This window comes from Aerococcus sp. HMSC062A02, from assembly GCF_001809535.1.
Taxonomy (GTDB): Bacteria; Bacillota; Bacilli; order Lactobacillales; family Aerococcaceae; genus Aerococcus.
The window spans coordinates 14,250-32,304 of the sequence record NZ_KV797944.1 but is presented as its reverse complement, the minus strand read 5'-3'; the positions used below and the strand labels follow the sequence as shown (position 1 = coordinate 32,304).

Below are 18,055 nucleotides of genomic sequence, written 5' to 3'. Positions count from 1 at the left end.
AGATGTCGTAGGTTCGAGTCCTACTTGCGGAGTTGGTGAGTGAGGATAATCCTGCAATCCAGCCTGGAGAGTTGTCCGAGAGGCCGAAGGAGCATGATTGGAAATCATGTAAACGGGAAACTGTTTCAAGGGTTCGAATCCCTTACTCTCCGTAACATTTAAATATTAAGTGTATTGGCCCGTTGGTCAAGCGGTTAAGACACCGCCCTTTCACGGCGGTAACACGGGTTCGAATCCCGTACGGGTCATTAAAAGTTGTCAATACACCGGAGAATTAGCTCAGCTGGGAGAGCGTCTGCCTTACAAGCAGGATGTCGGGGGTTCGAACCCCTCATTCTCCATAAGTAGTTTCTTAAAGCTACTAGGGTCCCGTGGTGTAGGGGTTATCACGCCTGCCTGTCACGCAGGAGATCGCGGGTTCAATTCCCGTCGGGACCGTACAACTTTTAAAAAAAGGTCCAATAGCTCAGTTGGTAGAGCACTTGATTGAAGCTCAAGGTGTCGGCAGTTCGACTCTGTCTTGGACCACTCTGGTGGGATAGCGAAGTGGCTAAACGCGGCGGACTGTAAATCCGCTCCTTCGGGTTCATAGGTTCGAATCCTATTCCCACCATTACAATCTTTTTAAAGGTTGTCAGGGATTTAATTGAATAGGGACATAGTTTAACGGTAGAACTACGGTCTCCAAAACCGTCAATGTGGGTTCGATTCCTACTGTCCCTGTTTTATCCATTTTAATATGGCGGATGTGGCGAAGTGGTTAACGCATCGGATTGTGGCTCCGACACTCGGGGGTTCGATTCCCCTCATTCGCCCTTATTATTGGGGTATCGCCAAGTGGTAAGGCAACAGACTTTGACTCTGTTATGCGTTGGTTCGAATCCAGCTACCCCAGTTTTATATTTTAAAGTATGGCGGTATAGCCAAGTGGTAAGGCATGGGTCTGCAAAACCTTGATCGCCGGTTCAAATCCGACTACCGCCTTTCTTTGCCTTCATACGATATGCCGACGTGGCGGAATTGGCAGACGCGTTGGACTCAAAATCCAATGTCCTTTACCGGACGTGTGGGTTCGACCCCCACCGTCGGCATTATAAGCTCAAATAAGAGCGTCAAAGAAAATTTAGAACATCCTAGAAATATTGTTAAATCAATGTTTCTAGGATGTTCTTTATTTTAGGAAAAGCAAAAAGAATCAAAGAATATCATTTTATTTTACTAGTCAAAAAGCTTTTCTTTGTCTTCTAAAAGATGATAAAATATAACTGAATTTAAAAAAGGAGCTATTAGACGTGAAAACACCCAAAAAAACACCGAGTGTGAGCTCGGCTTTAAGAAAAGATACCCTCAAAGTTCCTGATGTGATTCGTGACGCTTCTGGTATCCGGATCTATGGGCGTCGCTTAAAATCCTTTCTCTTTTCAACGGATGTTGCGACAATTTGCTATAGCAATGCGGATGCCATCCTGGCTGTTTATCCGCAAACGCCGCATCCATCTATTGTCTCAGCCATCTCAACTGTCAGCACAGCCCCAGTCTTTGCAGGCGTTGGTGGCGGCTTAACTAGCGGTAAGCGCAGCGCAGATATTGCTTTATTTGCAGAAGCGGAGGGCGTTATGGGTGTCGTTGTTAATGCCCCAATGCCAGTTGAAACCATCGAGATGATTGAAAGAACCATTGATTCTCCCATCATCGCGACGATTGTGTCTGCCTACAATGATATCGATGCCCGTCTCAAAGCAGGTGTGGATATTCTTAATGTTGCGAGTGGCAAGGATACCCCTAACTTGGTAGCCTGGATCCGTGAACGCTATCCTGATGTTCCCATCATTGCGACAGGGGGGAGGACTGATGACAGCATTCGCGAAGTCATTGCGGCGGGGGCCAATGCCATTTCTTGGACGCCACCTACGACAGGTGAGCTCTTCAAAAAGAAGATGGATGTCTACCGCAAGGAAAGACGGGAAGAATTTATTGAAAGTCATGATGGGATGACTCTTAATGAGTATGAGCAGCACTTAGAAGACCAAGATTAGGATTTTTTGCGAAAGGCGAACCAGTAAATGGAGAGGCCAGCACTGAGGAAAATGATAAGAAACATCAGGTAAACCAGTAGACGAACACCCAGGCTGGGTTGGAGGCTGAGGATATATAGACCTGAAAAAACAGCAGTAACCATTAATATAATACTGGATAGAATGAGTAGAAATTCTTGAAATTTGGACTGTGGAGGCATGGAAACTTCCTTTCTATAGCTTTTCTTTCATGATGACCTTTATTGTTAGGAAAGGCAAGCTAAAAGTTTAAAAAATTATTCAGAAGGTCTAATATGTTTTACAAAGCCCACTAAATCGTGTATTCTATAAAGTGTAGAAATAACTGAAAGTTTATTCATGAGGACATCCTTAAAAGGAGGTCCTTTATTTATCGAAGAAAATGGAGGGAAATATATGTCTAGGCAGAATGAGTCTTCGAAGGGACTAGTGTGGGGACTAGTTATCGCCCTTGTGGCTGTATTGGGACTATATGGTGGGGGAGCTTACTATTATAGTCAGCATTTTCTTCCCCGTACCCAGGTTTCCGCTACGAAGGTTTCAAATATGAACTTAGAAGAAGCGGATAAAAAAGTTTCAGAAAAAATTGCGGGTCAAACCATTGATGTGAAAGAAGGGGACAAGGAAGTTGCCCAACTCCCAATCGATAGTTTGGGACTGCCGATTGAAAGCCAAACCGCACTGAAAAAAATGCTCGATGAACAAAATCAATGGGCTTGGCCGCTCGCCTTCTTTACAGACCGTCAACTTCAAGGTAAGTATGTTGATGGAGACTTGGATGGGGCAACTATTGATAAGATTATGAACCAATTAGGGATTGATAATTCCCAACGTAAAGAATCCGAAAATGCTCGCTTGGAGAATTCTTCAGACCAAGGTTTCACAGTTGTTGACTCGGTCCAAGGGAATCAAATTTCAGCAGATGCCTTGCAAGATTTGTTCAATAAGAATATCGATAACGGCAATTACCAGGTTAACTTAGCAGATGCCTATATCCAGCCAACTCTTAAGGAAGATGACCCAAGCTTGCAATCTAAGATCAAAAAACTCGATGATATTAAGGGTTCAAAATTGGTCCTTAAAGTTGATGGTAAGGAACACCAGATTCCTGAAGAAGAAATTGCTAGCTGGTTGTATATTGATGACCAAGGTGAACCCGCTGTTGATATGGACCAGGTTAACGTTTATCTCCAAGGCTTAAACCAAGAAATTTCTGGTCTTTTAACTTCTCATGACTTCCAATCCACCATGGCCGGCGTCGTGACGGTTCAGCCAGGAACTTATGGCTGGTATATCGACCGCTCCAAAGCAGCTGATGAAGTTGCCCAAGCAGCCTTAAAAGGTAAAGATACTGTCATTGAACCATCTATTGCTGGGTCCGGTTACGGCCAAGATAACTTCTTTGGTCAGGACTATGTGGAAGTCGATATGATTAACCAAAAGATGTTCATCTATCTCAATGGCGAATTGCAATTGAGCACGGATATTGTATCTGGACACGACATGACCCCAACTAATCCAGGGGCTTTCGCAGTGAACAACATGCAGTCACCATCAGTCCTCCGCGGCTACGATCCAAAGACAGGCAACAAGTATGCCTCTCCCGTTTCCTACTGGGTACCCTTTGACTATGTCGGCCAAGGCATCCACGACGCCAACTGGCAACCCGTCTTCGGCGGCGGCTGGTACCACCAAAACGGTTCAAACGGCTGCATCAACGTCCAACCCTCCGTCATGCCAACCGTCTACTCCCTCGTCCACGTCGGCATGCCAGTCGTAGTATTTAATTAAGGGTGAGAGGGAGCGCGGTTAGCTTCCTTTCACTGGAGCAAGTCACCAGAGCAGACTTTAGGACTGCGACGGAGACTTGTGAAGTGACAAGGAAGCTGCGCAACCGAACCCAACTAGACAACACACAAGAAAAGCCAACTCAAGGGGGTTGGCTTTTTTTAATGGAATTTTTTGGGTATAATGGAAGCAGAATAAGCAAGTGAAGAAGCTACGAAGGAGGCCCTTATGAAGATTAATTTACTTGAAAATTTAAAAGTTGACGACACTTATATCGAAGAACTCGCTCAAAAGCTGAAAGAAGCGGGGCATGACTTTACTTATTATAAAGACCGGACCACGGATCCAGATGAACTCCTTGCCCGCAGCCAGGACGCTGATATTGTCATTATCGGCAACACCCCTTATCCAGCAGAAGTGATTGAGCAATTAGACCAAACCCAGTTGATTGATGTGGCCTTTACGGGTGTGGACCATGTCGACCAAGAGGCAGCAGCTAACAAGGGAATTGCCATTTGTAATGCCTCTGGCTATGCCAACCAGGCTGTTGCGGAATTGTCTCTTGGTCTTGCCTTATCGCTCTTCCGCCAGCTGCCAGCCAGTAACCAGGATGCCCGCAAAACGACTGATTTTCCAGGTCCTATCCAAGGACGGGAAATTAGCCAAGCTAAGGTAGGTATTATTGGGACGGGGGCTATTGGTCTAGCAACAGCTAAGCTCTACCATGCTCTGGGGGCTGAGCTGGTTGGTTATAACCGTTCAGAGAAAGAAGAAGCCAAGGCTTTGGGCATGTCTTATGCTAGCCTAGAGGAAGTCATGGCGGAATCCGATATTATTTCCATCCACCTGCCAGCTACTCCTGAAACAGAGGGCCTCATCTCTAAAGAAATGATCAGTAAAATGAAGAAAGAGGCCATCCTGATCAATGTGGCAAGAGGCCCGATCGTAGATAGTCAAGCACTGGCAGACGCGCTAAATGAAGGAGCCATTGCCGGGGCAGGCATTGATGTTTTCGACCAGGAACCACCCCTTAATGAAGATGAGCCCTTGTTGTCAGCGAAGAATACCATCCTAACTCCCCATATCGGCTATTTGACCGATGAAGCCATGGTCCTCCGGGCGAACACGGCTTTTGAGAATGCCTTAGCCTTTGCGGAAGGACAGCCACAGAATGTAATAAAATAAGAAAAAGAATGCGCAAAAAAAGAGGCTGGAGCTTGTATTCCAGCCTCTTTGTAATTTTTTGTAAAGAACCGAGATTAATGCCCGTCATTAAAGCGAACTTGGTTGTTTTCAAGGGAAGCGATGCGGGCAGCAGAATAGACTTCGTAGCCATGGTCTAGGATGCGTTGGCGGCCATTTTGGAAAGATTTTTCGATACAGATAGCGACACCGGCGACATCTGCTCCTGCTTGTTCAGCAATGGAGATCAAGCCCATAGCTGCTTCGCCATTAGCGAGGAAGTCGTCCACAACAAGGACCTTATCATCTGCATTGAGGAATTGTTTGGAGACAATAATATTGCTGTCCGTGTTTTTCGTATAACTATGGACTAATTCGGTATAGACTTCTTGGTTTTGTAGGGTAGAAGGTTCTTTTTTCTTAGCAAAGAGCATCGGTACATCAAACTTCTGGGCCACAAAGATAGCGGGTGCAATACCGGAGGCTTCAATGGTTAGGATCTTAGTGATGCCTGCGCTCTTGAAGTGTTGGTAGAAGTCATTGGCGATGCTGTACATGATGTGCGGATCAATTTGATGGTTTAAGAAGGAATCAACCTTCAAGACATTATTCGGAAAAACCTCGCCATCATCAATAATTCGTTGCTGTAAAATATTCACTTTCAGAACTCCCCTCATAGATAATTTATTGAATCGATTGCCTGTATGGACATTAAGTGTTACTCTATCATAGCACAAAGCCCCCCTAAAAAGGTAAAAAAATCGATCTTTTATCAAATTGCCTCAATTTTTTAGTGAATTCTCATGAAAATCAGACCTGGGTTAGATTGCAAAATATAGGGAATCCATTATAATTGTAAAGATCAGCAAGCTCATTTAGAAGGGAGGAGGACAAATGGCAATGGATTGGCAAGTTGAAACCGAAAAAATTCGCCGGCTGGCTTTAGATGAAATCGGCATGAACCTTGTCGGCTTTACCACTGCCGATGATTTTACCCATATTCGCCAGTCCCTAATAGAAGCTAAGGAAGAAGGGCGGACCACGGGCTTTGAACACCCAGTGATTGAGGAACGCCTCTACCCTAAAGCTTTGATGGAAGGGGCTGCTTCGATTATTAGTTTTGCTATGGCCTATCCCAATAAGCCCCTCTACCCTAAGGAACATAGCCGCGGTGAACGGCGGGGGCAATTTGCTCGCGCTAGTTGGGGGGAAGACTATCACAGTATCCTCCACCGGGCGGCTAGCGATTTGGTCCAGCGTTTAGAAGGGCTTTATCCTGATATCGAGACTAAAACCATGGTCGATACGGGAGAGCTGCCTGATGTCGCGGTTGCTCAGAGGGCAGGCATTGGTTTTATCGGCCACAATGGTCTGATCATTAATGAAAAATTTGGCTCTTTTATCTACTTGGGTGAAATTATTACTAATCTGCCCTTAGTTCCAGATACGCCCAAGGTCAATGCTTGTGGGGACTGCACACGGTGTTTGGACTTCTGTCCGACAGGGGCCTTGATCGGGGACGGCAAGATGAATGCCAAGGTCTGTGTTTCCTACCTCACCCAGACCAAGGGCTATATTCCCCAAGAATTCAGGCGTCAAGTGGGCCATCAAATCTATGGCTGCGACATCTGCCAGCAGGTTTGTCCTTACAATCAAGATGTGGACAGCCACTATCATGGGGCCATGGAACCCGAGCGCGAAGAAGTGGAGCCTTTGCTTCAACCCATGCTGACCATGTCCAACCGGGAATTTAAGGACAAGTTTGGCCACCTAGCAGGTGCTTGGCGGGGGAAGAAACCTCTCCAGCGCAATGCCATCCTAGCCTTGGCCAATTACCGGGACCGGTCGTCGATTCCACTCTTACTGGAATTGATTGAGAAAGACCCCCGCCCCATGATCCGAGGAACAGCCGCCTATGCGGTCAGCATCATCGAGCGGCATTTTAACCCAGAACTGCTGAGCTTCATGGAAGAGAGGCTGGAGGCTGAGCAGGCTGAGCCGGCCCCCGACCAAGAGACAGTGGTTGAATTCAGCCAAGCCGTTGAAAGGCTCAAAAAGAAAAGAAATAAAAGACAAAGGAAGCGATCAAGATGACCAACCATATTGTATTATATGAACCCCTGATTCCACCAAATACTGGCAATATTGCCCGGACCTGTGCTGCGACTGACACCCACCTGCATCTCATCGAACCCCTGGGCTTTTCCTTGGATGACAAGCACCTCAAGCGGGCCGGTCTGGACTATTGGCACAGTGTGGATGTGACCTTGCACAAGGATTTAGACCATTTTATGGCTTATTTAGGAGACCGCAAGCTCTACTTAATCACTAAGTTTGCCCACCATACCTATACAGAAGTTGACTACCGCCAGCAAGCGGATGAGGACCTCTTCTTGATGTTTGGTAAGGAAACAACAGGCCTTCCTGAAGACTTCATGCGCGACCATGAGGCTCAATGTTTACGCCTGCCCATGGATGATACCCATGTTCGTGCCCTGAACCTGTCGAATTGTGCCGCCATTGTGATCTACGAAGTGCTCCGCCAGCAAGACTTCAACCAGCTGGAGAAGAGCCACCATTACGACCATGATAAGCTGGACTAGGAGGATAAGTTTCGTTTAAGTTCCCCCAGCAGAAATTGCAATTCCAAGCCCAACATGGGAGAATAGGAGAGTGGTTTAATCCGCCTTAGTTCAATAGAAGAGAGAGTAGGAGATTATTTATGCGCGGTGATAAAGGCCAAGCGAAACCAGTAAAGGGGGAAGAGCGCCAGGGCTTTAAGGAGAAGTTTAAAGCCTATTGGAAAAAATTCCGCCTGACCAAATGGCTTATCTTTATTGGCTTATTTTTTGCCTTGATTTTTGAAAGTTATTTATTAATTAGTGCCAAGATGACCGATGTTGATAATTTGGAAAAACAACTCCAGGTTACGACAGAGGTCTATGATAATTCAGGCAACCTAGCGGGGACCCTGTCGTCAGACCACGGGACCTATGTAACCATCGATCAGATTTCAGATAATGTTAAAAACGCGGTAGTTTCAACGGAAGACAAGCGTTTCTATAAGCACCGGGGCTTCGACCCCATCGGGATTGCCCGGGCAGCGGTCGGCTATGTCCTCCATGGCGGTTCGGTCGTCGGTGGGGGGTCGACTTTGACCCAGCAATTAGTGAAGAATTCCTTCCTGACCAATGAGCAAAGTCTGATGCGGAAGTTTAAGGAGCTCTTCATTGCCCTTGAAATCGAAAAAACCTACCCCAAGGATAAGATTCTGGAAATGTATTTGAACCACTCTTATTTCGGGAACGGGGTCTATGGGGTGGAAGATGCCAGTCAGAAATACTTTGGAACCTCAGCTGCTAATTTGGACTTAGCCAATGCGGCAGTCCTAGCGGGGGCCTTGAAGGGGCCGAGTATTTATAACCCGGTTGATAATTATGATGAAGCCCTCAACCGGCGCAATACGGTTCTTCAACTGATGGCTGATAATGGTTTCATTTCTCAAGACGATGCCCAAGTTGCCATGGCCTCTGACATGCCCCAGCAGAATAATGATGTAGGCAGCGACCAATACAAGTACCCTTACTACTTCGATGCGGTGATTGAAGAAGCTATTAACAAGCACGGGCTCAGTGAGGATGACTTGATGAAGGGGGGCTACCGGATCTATACCAACTTAGATCCCAACTACCAAGAAGGCCTCCAAGGTATCTATGACCAGAGCAATCTCTTCCCTGTTTCACCAGCGGGGAATACCGCCCAATCGGCAACGGTTGTTATGGACCCTTATAGCGGAGGCGTTCTGGCTACAGTTGGCGGCACTGGGGGCCACTCCTTTAGGGGCTTTAACCGGTCTACCCAGATGAAGCGCCAACCAGGGTCTACCTTAAAGCCCTTGAACGTCTATGCTCCAGCCTTAGAGAATGGCTTTGAAGCCAATGATGTGATTCCAGATGAAGTCCAAGAGTACGGGACAGACAAGTACAAGCCTGAAAACCACGACAAGCAGAGCCAGGGTGAAATTCTCCTCTGGCAGGCCTTGGCTAAGAGTAAGAACACCTCAGCGGTTTGGCTGATGAACAAAATCGGTGTCAATACCGCTATGGCCAAGTTGGATGACTTCGGCATTCCTTATAGCGATGGCGATAAGACCCTATCTTCTGCCTTAGGTGGCTTGTCTAAGGGGGCCTCGCCCATGGAAATGGCTAGCGCCTATACGGCCTTTGTCAATAAGGGCAAGCGCTCAGAAGGCGTCTTCATCCAAAAAATTGTGGACAGCTCCGGTAATGTCATTGTCGGAGAACAAAAATCCAAACAGAACCAGGCCCTCTCTGAGTCTGATGCCAAGGAAATGACTCGGATGATGCTCGATGTCTATAATGATGGCGGCACCGGGGCGGCCGTTGAACCAGCAGGCTATGAACTGGCGGGTAAGACCGGAACAGTTGAACTCAGCCAGGCTGGTAATAGCGGGGCCGGCGACGGAGTTAATGATGAATGGTATGTCGCTTATACGCCAGACATGGTAGTTGCTAGCTGGTATGGTTTTGACCAAACAAGCTCAGAAAACTATCTTTGGAATAGTTCGCCTGTCCAATCGGGCAATACCTTCCAAAATATTATGGCGGAGCTCCTAGCCAACAGCCCCAACACGCCTTTCAACCTGGAAGCCGCTTCGACCCGTTACTATAATGAAGTGAACGGGATTGCGTCCAATGATGGGGAAGAGACCACCAACAACCAAGCCACGATTGAAGACAATGCGGCCAGCCTCTTAGACCGCTTGATGGAAGGGGCCCGCGACCTGATTTCTTCATTTTCTGGCCAAATCACTTTTCAAAACTGGTTGAACGTGATATATTAAGCCAATGAAGACAAATAAAGGAGGAAATAGAATGGCCAATATTTATGACACCATTAATCAACTAGAACGTGAAGTGCGGGCCCATGAGGACTACCAGGGCTTAAAAAATGCCATGGAGGCAGTTGTTAAAGACGAAGAGGCCTTCGCCCTTTATAACAAATTCCGCCAACTCCAAGTGGATGTCCAAACCAAGATGCAGTTAGGCAATGAAATCAGTCAAGAAGAAATCAAAGAAGCCCAAGACTTGGAGAAAGAAATGGGTGCAAATGAAACCATCAGCAAACTTTTACAAGCTGAGAAGCAATTGAACCAGTTGGTGGAAGAAATTAACAAGGTGGTCACTGAACCAATCTATGAAGTCTACCAAAAAGCCAATGAACAAAAAGGCGACCAAGCCTAAGAATTAGAGAGTGCCCCCCTAGCTCAGCAAGAGCTTGTGGGGGCATTTTTTCTTGTCTGAGATCAGCTACTTGGTGCTTTGCTTCTGGCTTAGCGAAGAACGAAAGTTTGTTCGGAATTATTGTAAGCAGGGCTTTTGATATGGTAAACTTGTAAGGTAGGAGTAGTAGGCTAGTGGGGACTTTGCCCTAGCTAGAAAAAAGATCTAAGAATGTAAAAATAACTATTCCCAGTTCAAGCCATTAGGAGAATCAAATACAATGATACGATTTATACATGCGGCTGACTTGCACTTAGACCAGCCTTTTAAGAAAATATCAAAGACGAATCCCAGTTTATATGAAAAACTCCGCCAGGCCACCACAGCTAGCTTCAATAATATTATTGAAACAGCAATAAATGAGACCGTTGATTTTGTGGTGGTGAGTGGGGATATTTACCACAATGAACCGGCTTCCCTCCAAGCCCAATTTACCTTCCGCCAGGGAATGGAGCGTTTGGACCAAGCGGGAATCCCAGCCATTGTTTGCCATGGTAACCACGATTATGTTCAAGGAGATGCCCATCGTTTGGCCATGCCAGACAATGTCTATATCTTCCCCGACCATGTTGATTCTTACCACTTCCAGGCTAAGTCAGGCGAGCACGTGATGCTGACCGGTTTTTCTTACGGTCAAGCTTGGATTGAGCGGGATATGGTCCAAGACTTCCCCCAACGCCAAGCGGGTATTGACTTTCAAATCGGGGTCATCCACGGGGAAAACCAGCGCCATGAAGGCAAGCACCACTATGCGCCCTTCAATGTCTCTGACTTAACGGCCCTGGGCTATGATTATTGGGCACTCGGCCATATTCATAAACGGCAAATCTTAGCCGACCATCCACCGGTTGTTTATCCGGGGAACATCCAAGGCTCTAGCTTCAAGGAAAGCGGACCTAAGGGGGTCTACTTGGTTAGCTTGCAGAAGTACCAAGAAGCGGAACTCGAGTTTGTCGAAACCACCGATTGGCAGTTCAGTTCGCCCTTAAGAGACCTACCAAAACTTGAAAATATTGAAGACTTGCGCAATGTGGTGGAGCGTGCCCTCCATGAAGAAGTCATGTATGCGAAGAACGAGGCGGTGAACCTGGTGATTCGTTTAGCCTTCCGTACAGATGGTGATGAGGAGAGCCTCTACTGGTGGGACCGCTATGCTGAAGAATTGCGCGACCAATTGCAGTGGAGCTTGAGTAACCAGGACCAGTACCGCGACCAAGAGATCTACCTGGCAGACCTGAAGCTTGTCATCGATGAAAGGAGCACCTGGTCCTATTCCAAGGCCTTCCAGGATGCGCTCCAGCAGAGCTTCCATCGCTTGCAAGCAGAGGGCGAATGGGAACAATTAATCCAGCCCCTGATGCAAAACCAGCTATGGCAACGCTATATGCTGCCCCAGATTGACGGGGAGACCTTCAAGGCGGATGTACTCAACCGAGCTGTCGAAAAGATTATCGTTCGCCAAGCGGTGGAACAAAAAGAAAATTAAGTGAGGGTAAAAAATGAAAATTCAAAAAATTGAAATTTTTGGTTACGGAAAGTGGGTTGACCAGACCTTCTACTTGGAACCAAATTTGAATGTTTTTATTGGTGGGAATGGCTCAGGTAAGTCGACCTTGATGAGCTTTATTCTCTCGATTATGTTTGGCTTTCCGAATATGCGGCGCAAGCACAGCCGCAATTATGATGTTAACCCAAATGTGAATTACGGGGGACGTCTCTATTTGACGGATACCATCTACGGCCAGGTGATGATTGAACGGATTAAACAACAAGGCCGCCAGCAATTATTTATGACGGTGAATGACAATCCCCGTGAGGAGGTCTCTTCTTTCGATGAACTCTTTGAAGGCCTGTCCAAGGAAGACTACCTGACCTACTTTGGCTTTGATGAGGAAGACTTGATGGCCTTTGTTTGGGAGGATGAAGACCAGTTCGCTAAGAGTTTGGTCAGCTTGGGGGTTAGCGGCCGCCAAGTCCTCAACGGCATTACGCCAGAATTGGAAGCCCAAGCTGCAGACCTTTACCTGCCTAATGGTCAAAAGCCCCAGCTGAACCAAGAACTCAACCAAGTCGCTGCGAGCAGCCAACGCCTGGACCAAGCCGCAGCTAATGAGCAGAATTATTTTGCCTTAGAAGAAGAGCTCCAAGCTAACCAAGCCGAGCTTGAAGATCTGCGCCAGCAAGAATCCCAGGCCCAAGATGAACAGGTTAAATTGCAGATTGCTTCGCAAGAGACCGGTTCGGTAGAAGAGAAAAATGCTTTAGGCTTTGAATTGGCCGGTTATGACTTCCACAATTTCCCAGAAGGAGCGGCAGAGACTTGGCATGACTTGAACCAAGACCTGGCCCGCTATGAAGACCAGATGGACCAAACGGATGGTTTCCTGGTTCTCGATGAAGACCAGGCGGAAGAAGAGCCAGCCCAAGATAGCTTGCTGACGATTGGTCAAGAGTGGGTATTGAACCATGACCATGTCTCTGACCAGATGTTAGCTGAAGCCCGGGCTTACCGGGAACAGTTGAACAGTGATGAGGCGCTCAAGGAACAGCTCATCCAGAAGCGCTATGAAGAGCACCGGCTCTTGGCTGCCCTGGGTGCTGAATCTATTGATGAATTACCGGAAGAGTTAACGGCAAGCGAGCGCCAGGAATGGCAAAATCGCCGGCAGGAATTGGATAACCGCCGGATCTTCTATGAGAATACCAAGCATGACCTCCAGGACCTCATGGCTGAAAACCAGGACCTCCATGATGAGTACGATGAAGTCCAATCGGAATACAATAGCTTCAAGGGGACCATTAAAGAGCGGACCAGTTCATGGTTGAAGACTTTTGGCTTAATTCTAATTGTTCTTGCCCTGATCCTCGCTATCCTCTACTTTGTAACCGATAAACCCTTCATGATGGGGTCAGGCCTTGCCGCAGGTGCTTTGGGGGCGCTCTTTACCATTATTGGTTTCTTACAGAGTGGCCTGGGCAAACGTTCGGTGAAGAAAGAATCCCAGGCTTTCGACCTCGACTTGCGCGATATTGAAAGCGAACAAGCAGAAATCCAACGCCGGATCGATATCCAAAACGACCAGTTAGCGGAATTAGAAAATGAATCACAGAACTTTATGGCGGAACTCCAAGCTCTCGTTCAGGAAAAGGGTGGGTCCGAATATATCCAGCCCTTGATCTGGTTGGACCATGACTATGTGGCTCAAATCAATGCCTTGGAAGCCGAAAGCAACCAATTAATCCAGGCGACAGGAGCGGCCCAGTATGCAGCCGCCCATGACCAGGAATGGCAAGATTATGCCCAGGCTATTTCCAACAATCCGCTGTCTCAGGATTCTGTTTTCCAAGCCTTTGAGGATGACTACCATAGCCTGCGTCAGTTGGAAATGGACCATGCTTTTACGGCTCAGACCTACCAAGCTGAGAAGAACCAAAAGCAAGAACTTCATCAAAGCATCCAAAGCCTACGTCGGGCCCGTCAAGACTTCTTGGACCGTTATGGCTTCGAATCAGCGGATGAGGTGGAAGATGTGCTGGCTAAGGAAGCGGAAATGTTGGCGAAGAAGGAACGCTTCGACCTCCTCAACCACTCGCTCAATCCCCAAGCTGCTCAGCTGCATGACAAGGATGAGACCATCGACCAACAATTAGAGGATAATGTCCATACCCTGGGGCAATTGACCCAGCGCATCCAAGACTTGGTCCAACGTAATGCCCAGTTAGAAATGCAGATTCGCGAACTCGAAGCCAGTGGCCTAGTCAGCAAGCTTCAAGCCGACCATGCCAGTGATGTCGACCAAGCCTATGATTCAGCGGTCGAGTGGGCAGCCAATAAGATGGCTGTATCTACCTTCGAACAGGCCAGTGTGGGTGAGGAAGGCGAGGCTTTAGAACGTGTCTTAGGCCATGCCAACCGCTATCTCTATGACCTGTCCAATGGAGAATTGGAGAAACTGCGCTATCAGAATGAAACGGTGGAAGTCCTTAGCGAAGACAATCTCTGGCTTGCTGTGGACCAACTCTCACGCGGAGAGAAGGCCTTACTCTTTGTCGCCATGCGTTTTGCCTTCTTGAATGCCCAGCTTGGCCAGTTGAATATGCCGATTTTAATTGATGAAGCCTTTGCCCATATCGATGACTACTACCGGCAAAATATTTACCGCTTCCTCGATGAACGGAGCCAGGACCAACAAATCATCCTGCTAACAATTGATGAGAGTGCAGCCCTCAACCGTGCCAGCAAGGAAGTTACCCGGATTTAACTACGAAGACCTAGTTGTGAAAGGATGGGAGAATGGAAACGATAAGACTCTTTGACGCTGCGATGGATACCAACTTTAAAAGCTTTGCCTTGATTAAAAATGCTGATATTCGACAAGACCGGAATGGCAAGGACTACCTTGCTTTGACTTTCCAGGACCGGTCAGGCATCCTAGATGGCAAGCTCTGGGGCATGACGGATGCCGACGCAGAAAAGTTCCAAGTCGGACGAGTGGTCTACCTCTACGGCCGGCGGGAGCTCTTCAATGGTCAACCACAATTTCGGATTGAGCAGATGCGCCTGGCCGACCAGCACGAACCCAATGACCCCTTGCTCTATATGCCAGAAGGGCCTATGACTAAGGAAGAGATGCAAAAAGAAATCGAAGAAACGCTGGCTGACTTCCAGCTGTCGGAGATTCAACAAGTGGTTCGTTATATCCTCGATGAAGTAGGGGATGACTTCTACTATTATCCAGCCGCGAAGAAGCACCACCACGCCTTTGTCGGGGGATTGGCCTATCATACGGTTTCCATGCTGGCCCTGGCCAAGGCTATCCAGAAGCTCTATCCTATTCTCAATGCGGACCTCCTCTATGCCGGCGTTATCCTCCATGATATCGCCAAAACGAGCGAGCTCTCCGATCCGCTCAGCGGTAATTATACGGTCCAAGGCAATCTCTTAGGTCATATCTCCTTAGTGGCAGAGAAATTGAGCTTAGCCATCCAGGCACTCGGCTTAGACCAGACTAGCGAAGAGCTCATGCTCTTGAAGCATATGGTCCTCGCCCACCACGGTAAGAAGGAATACGGGAGTCCTGTGACACCCCATGTCTTAGAAGCGGAAGTTCTCCACCGCATTGATGACTTGGATGCTTCCATGTACATGGTTAGCGCCGCTCTGGAGAAGACCGCTCCGGGTGAATTCTCGGCCTATATTCCGGGTATGGACGGCCGGCCCTTCTACCGGCCTAAGTTAGACCAAGACTAAGCAATGTGCTGATGAGCATCCGTTCCGCTTTTGAATTTGAGCGTTGAATATTCAGAGGATCAACACTGGCTAAAGCCGTCTTGTACTTTTTCCGTAAGTCGCTAGCGCTCCAACGGCTAAAGTATGGCACCGGCTCGAGCAGCTTCAGCTCTTGGAGCGAAGCGACTTATGCGATAGCTGTTCGAACAGCGTGAGATTACAGATATCGTATGCTGGCCAGAGATGAAGTTCAAGGCTCCGTCAGCAGCCTTGCTAGCTTAGTATATTTGATTGACCTTGGTCAGCGATTTTAATAAATTAAAACAAATAAACAGAAAAGAGGACCCAGTTAAGTCCCTGTTGAAGGGGTGCTGGGTCTGTTTTCTTCTAAGAGAAAGAAGTGATAATCAATGGATATACTTGTTTATTGTGGGGCCAATCCTGGGAAAGATCCCATCTATGCAGAGGCTGCACGTGAACTGGGGCAATGGATCGCCCAATCTGGCCACCGCTTAGTTTATGGTGGCGGCCGGACAGGGCTCATGGGGATCTTAGCAGATGAGGTCCTGGCCCAGGGAGGAGAGGTCTATGGCGTGATGCCAGCCTTTCTTAAGGACCATGAAATTGCCCACCAAGGCCTCACGCAATTAGAAATTGTGGACACCATGGCCGAGCGGAAGACGCGGATGCTTGATCTATCCGATGCTTGCCTGGCCCTACCTGGTGGACCAGGGACCCTAGAAGAAATTTCGGAAGCCATTTCTCTAGCTCGTTTAGGCCAATCGGACCGGCCTTGCGTCTTTATAAATGTAGCTGCCTATTACCGGCCCATGCAGGAGCTTTTCATGAATATGTGCCAGGCAGGATTTCTGGCCCAGGAGGACTATGAGCGGATTAATTTCATTTCCGACCTGTCTGATCTCAACGATATCCTGGCCCACTACCAAGTTCGTCAAGTAAAGAGCTATGACCGCTTAAGTGATCAATAAAAGCGAACACACTTGTTCTATAAGCTGTATCGAGAGATAGCTTTTAAATCGGTCCAATTAGCCGTATACTAGAATTTATATTGAAGCACTTGATCGGTTCTAACGAACAAAAATGGAGGATTCAAAATGGGAGAATTTACAAAACGTCAACAACAACCCTATCGCTTTGACACCGTGGGGAGCTTTTTGCGCCCAGCTCGATTAAAAGAAGCACGCAAAGCCTATGAAGCAGGAGAAATTGATGGCCAGGCTTTACGTCAGGTTGAAGATGAAGAAATTATCAAATTAATCCATAAACAAGAAGAAGCAGGCTTACAAGCTGTTTCCGACGGTGAATTCCGCCGCAGCTGGTGGCACTACGACTTCATGTGGGGCTTAAATGGGATTGAAAAGCGCTTTATCGATGAAGGTGGCCAATTCCACGACATGAAGACCCGGGCAGAAACTGCTTCCCTAACGAGCCGCGAATTAGATGGCCATAAGCATCCTTTTGTGGAAGACTTCAAATTCGTCCGCGACCATAAGTCGACCGACCGTGAAGTGAAGCAGACAGTTCCAGCACCTGCCCAATTGTTACAAGAATTACTTAAACCACACAACCAAGAGACCACCCAAGCTTTCTATGGAGAAGATGAGCACCGCGAATTAGCCCAAGCCATCGCCAAGGCTTATATCGATGTCTTAGAAGATTTCGCAGCTGAAGGCGCTAAAGTGATCCAGTTCGATGACTGCACCTGGGGACGCTTGGTGGATATTCATCTCGAAGACTATCCAGAAGACGAACGTCAGGCTAAGGCTGATGAAAAAGCCTATTTAGCAGGCCTCTATCGCTATGTCAATAACCTGGCGATCGACGGAGCACCTGAAGGCCTAACTATCACTAGCCACGTTTGCCGGGGCAACTACCGGTCACACTGGTTTGGCCAAGGTGGCTATGATTCCGTAGCAGACGAACTCTTCGCTAAGGAACACGCCCAAGCCTATTACCTGGAATACGACTCAGACCGGGCTGGTGGCTTCGAACCCCTAGCTAAGGTGGGTGATGACCGCTTAGTCGTCCTCGGTCTAATCACCTCGAAGACAGGGGAATTAGAAGACCGGGAAGCGGTCATCAAGCGCATCCACGAAGCAGCTAAATATATTCCATTAGACAATCTCTGCCTCAGCCCCCAATGCGGCTTCTCCTCAACAGAAGAAGGCAACAGCCTAACAGAAGACCAACAATGGGAAAAACTCGCCCTCGTCCACTCCATCGCAAAAGAAGTCTGGGGATAACAGGGTGTGAGACTTGGCGTTTAGACTCGGATGATTGGAGCAAGTCAGAATAAGAGCGAAGCATTCGCTCGTTTCTGACTTGCGAAATCACTCCGAGTCTGCCAAGTCGAACCCAACTAACCCAGGGTGTGAGCAGTTGCGCCCAGACTTGAATGACTGGAGCCCAAACGGAAAAGAGCGGCCCCAGCCGTTCGTTCCGGTTGGGTGAAGTCACTTCAAGTCTGCAACTGCGAA

At 47.8% G+C, this 18,055-nt stretch carries 13 protein-coding genes and 11 tRNA genes; 23 read left to right on the top strand and 1 reads right to left on the bottom strand.

Annotated elements, in window-relative coordinates:
* Positions 1 to 65 precede the first annotated feature (65 nt).
* From HMPREF2626_RS08435 to HMPREF2626_RS08365, 14 genes are all read left to right on the top strand, one after another.
* Positions 66 to 152: transfer RNA gene (locus HMPREF2626_RS08435), tRNA-Ser, on the top strand.
* Positions 153 to 176: 24 nt separating this feature from the next.
* Positions 177 to 248, top strand: a tRNA-Glu gene (locus tag HMPREF2626_RS08430).
* Between the two features lie 20 nt (positions 249 to 268).
* Positions 269 to 341, top strand: a tRNA-Val gene (locus tag HMPREF2626_RS08425).
* Positions 342 to 365: 24 nt separating this feature from the next.
* Positions 366 to 438, top strand: a tRNA-Asp gene (locus HMPREF2626_RS08420).
* 17 nt (positions 439 to 455) lie between these two features.
* Positions 456 to 528: transfer RNA gene (locus HMPREF2626_RS08415), tRNA-Phe, on the top strand.
* A 4-nt stretch (positions 529 to 532) separates the two neighbouring features.
* Positions 533 to 613: transfer RNA gene (locus HMPREF2626_RS08410), tRNA-Tyr, on the top strand.
* Between the two features lie 39 nt (positions 614 to 652).
* Positions 653 to 723, top strand: a tRNA-Trp gene (locus tag HMPREF2626_RS08405).
* 19 nt (positions 724 to 742) lie between these two features.
* Positions 743 to 815: transfer RNA gene (locus HMPREF2626_RS08400), tRNA-His, on the top strand.
* Between the two features lie 8 nt (positions 816 to 823).
* Positions 824 to 895: transfer RNA gene (locus HMPREF2626_RS08395), tRNA-Gln, on the top strand.
* A gap of 18 nt (positions 896 to 913) precedes the next feature.
* Positions 914 to 984, top strand: a tRNA-Cys gene (locus HMPREF2626_RS08390).
* A gap of 21 nt (positions 985 to 1,005) precedes the next feature.
* Positions 1,006 to 1,091: transfer RNA gene (locus HMPREF2626_RS08385), tRNA-Leu, on the top strand.
* A 201-nt stretch (positions 1,092 to 1,292) separates the two neighbouring features.
* Positions 1,293 to 2,036, top strand: coding sequence for a beta/alpha barrel domain-containing protein (locus tag HMPREF2626_RS08380; protein ID WP_070620067.1), 744 nt, complete (start codon positions 1,293 to 1,295; stop codon positions 2,034 to 2,036).
* A 414-nt stretch (positions 2,037 to 2,450) separates the two neighbouring features.
* Positions 2,451 to 3,845, top strand: a complete 1,395-nt coding sequence (locus HMPREF2626_RS08370) for a L,D-transpeptidase family protein (RefSeq protein WP_070620065.1) — start codon at positions 2,451 to 2,453, stop codon at positions 3,843 to 3,845.
* Positions 3,846 to 4,070: 225 nt separating this feature from the next.
* Entirely contained in the window at positions 4,071 to 5,027 is a 957-nt protein-coding gene (locus tag HMPREF2626_RS08365) for an NAD(P)-dependent oxidoreductase (protein ID WP_070620063.1), read from the top strand.
* A gap of 74 nt (positions 5,028 to 5,101) precedes the next feature.
* Here the strand turns inward: HMPREF2626_RS08365 and HMPREF2626_RS08360 are convergent, their stop codons facing one another.
* Complete coding sequence (locus HMPREF2626_RS08360; protein WP_067975167.1) at positions 5,102 to 5,683, bottom strand: xanthine phosphoribosyltransferase; 582 nt, start codon at positions 5,681 to 5,683, stop codon at positions 5,102 to 5,104.
* 235 nt (positions 5,684 to 5,918) lie between these two features.
* Between HMPREF2626_RS08360 and queG the strand changes: the two genes are divergently transcribed.
* From queG to HMPREF2626_RS08315, 9 genes are all read left to right on the top strand, one after another.
* Entirely contained in the window at positions 5,919 to 7,118 is a 1,200-nt protein-coding gene (gene queG, locus HMPREF2626_RS08355; protein ID WP_083294413.1) for a tRNA epoxyqueuosine(34) reductase QueG, read from the top strand.
* Positions 7,115 to 7,627 (top strand): tRNA (uridine(34)/cytosine(34)/5-carboxymethylaminomethyluridine(34)-2'-O)-methyltransferase TrmL, encoded by a 513-nt coding sequence (trmL, locus tag HMPREF2626_RS08350; RefSeq protein ID WP_070620055.1) that lies wholly within the window; start codon positions 7,115 to 7,117, stop codon positions 7,625 to 7,627. The genes queG and trmL overlap by 4 nt, the downstream gene beginning before the upstream one ends.
* A gap of 119 nt (positions 7,628 to 7,746) precedes the next feature.
* On the top strand, positions 7,747 to 9,888 hold the full coding sequence (locus HMPREF2626_RS08345) for a transglycosylase domain-containing protein (RefSeq protein WP_070620054.1): 2,142 nt from the start codon (positions 7,747 to 7,749) through the stop codon (positions 9,886 to 9,888).
* A 31-nt stretch (positions 9,889 to 9,919) separates the two neighbouring features.
* Positions 9,920 to 10,288, top strand: a complete 369-nt coding sequence (locus HMPREF2626_RS08340) for a YlbF family regulator (RefSeq protein ID WP_070620052.1) — start codon at positions 9,920 to 9,922, stop codon at positions 10,286 to 10,288.
* A gap of 259 nt (positions 10,289 to 10,547) precedes the next feature.
* A complete protein-coding gene (locus HMPREF2626_RS08335) occupies positions 10,548 to 11,813 on the top strand; it encodes a metallophosphoesterase family protein (protein ID WP_070620050.1) in 1,266 nt (421 codons plus the stop codon).
* Between the two features lie 13 nt (positions 11,814 to 11,826).
* A complete protein-coding gene (locus tag HMPREF2626_RS08330; protein WP_070620046.1) occupies positions 11,827 to 14,589 on the top strand; it encodes an ATP-binding protein in 2,763 nt (920 codons plus the stop codon).
* A 32-nt stretch (positions 14,590 to 14,621) separates the two neighbouring features.
* Complete coding sequence (locus tag HMPREF2626_RS08325) at positions 14,622 to 15,578, top strand: 3'-5' exoribonuclease YhaM family protein (RefSeq protein WP_070620042.1); 957 nt, start codon at positions 14,622 to 14,624, stop codon at positions 15,576 to 15,578.
* Between the two features lie 389 nt (positions 15,579 to 15,967).
* Positions 15,968 to 16,546 (top strand): LOG family protein, encoded by a 579-nt coding sequence (locus HMPREF2626_RS08320; protein ID WP_070620040.1) that lies wholly within the window; start codon positions 15,968 to 15,970, stop codon positions 16,544 to 16,546.
* A gap of 126 nt (positions 16,547 to 16,672) precedes the next feature.
* Positions 16,673 to 17,821, top strand: coding sequence for a 5-methyltetrahydropteroyltriglutamate--homocysteine S-methyltransferase (locus HMPREF2626_RS08315; RefSeq protein ID WP_070620033.1), 1,149 nt, complete (start codon positions 16,673 to 16,675; stop codon positions 17,819 to 17,821).
* Positions 17,822 to 18,055: the final 234 nt, after the last annotated feature.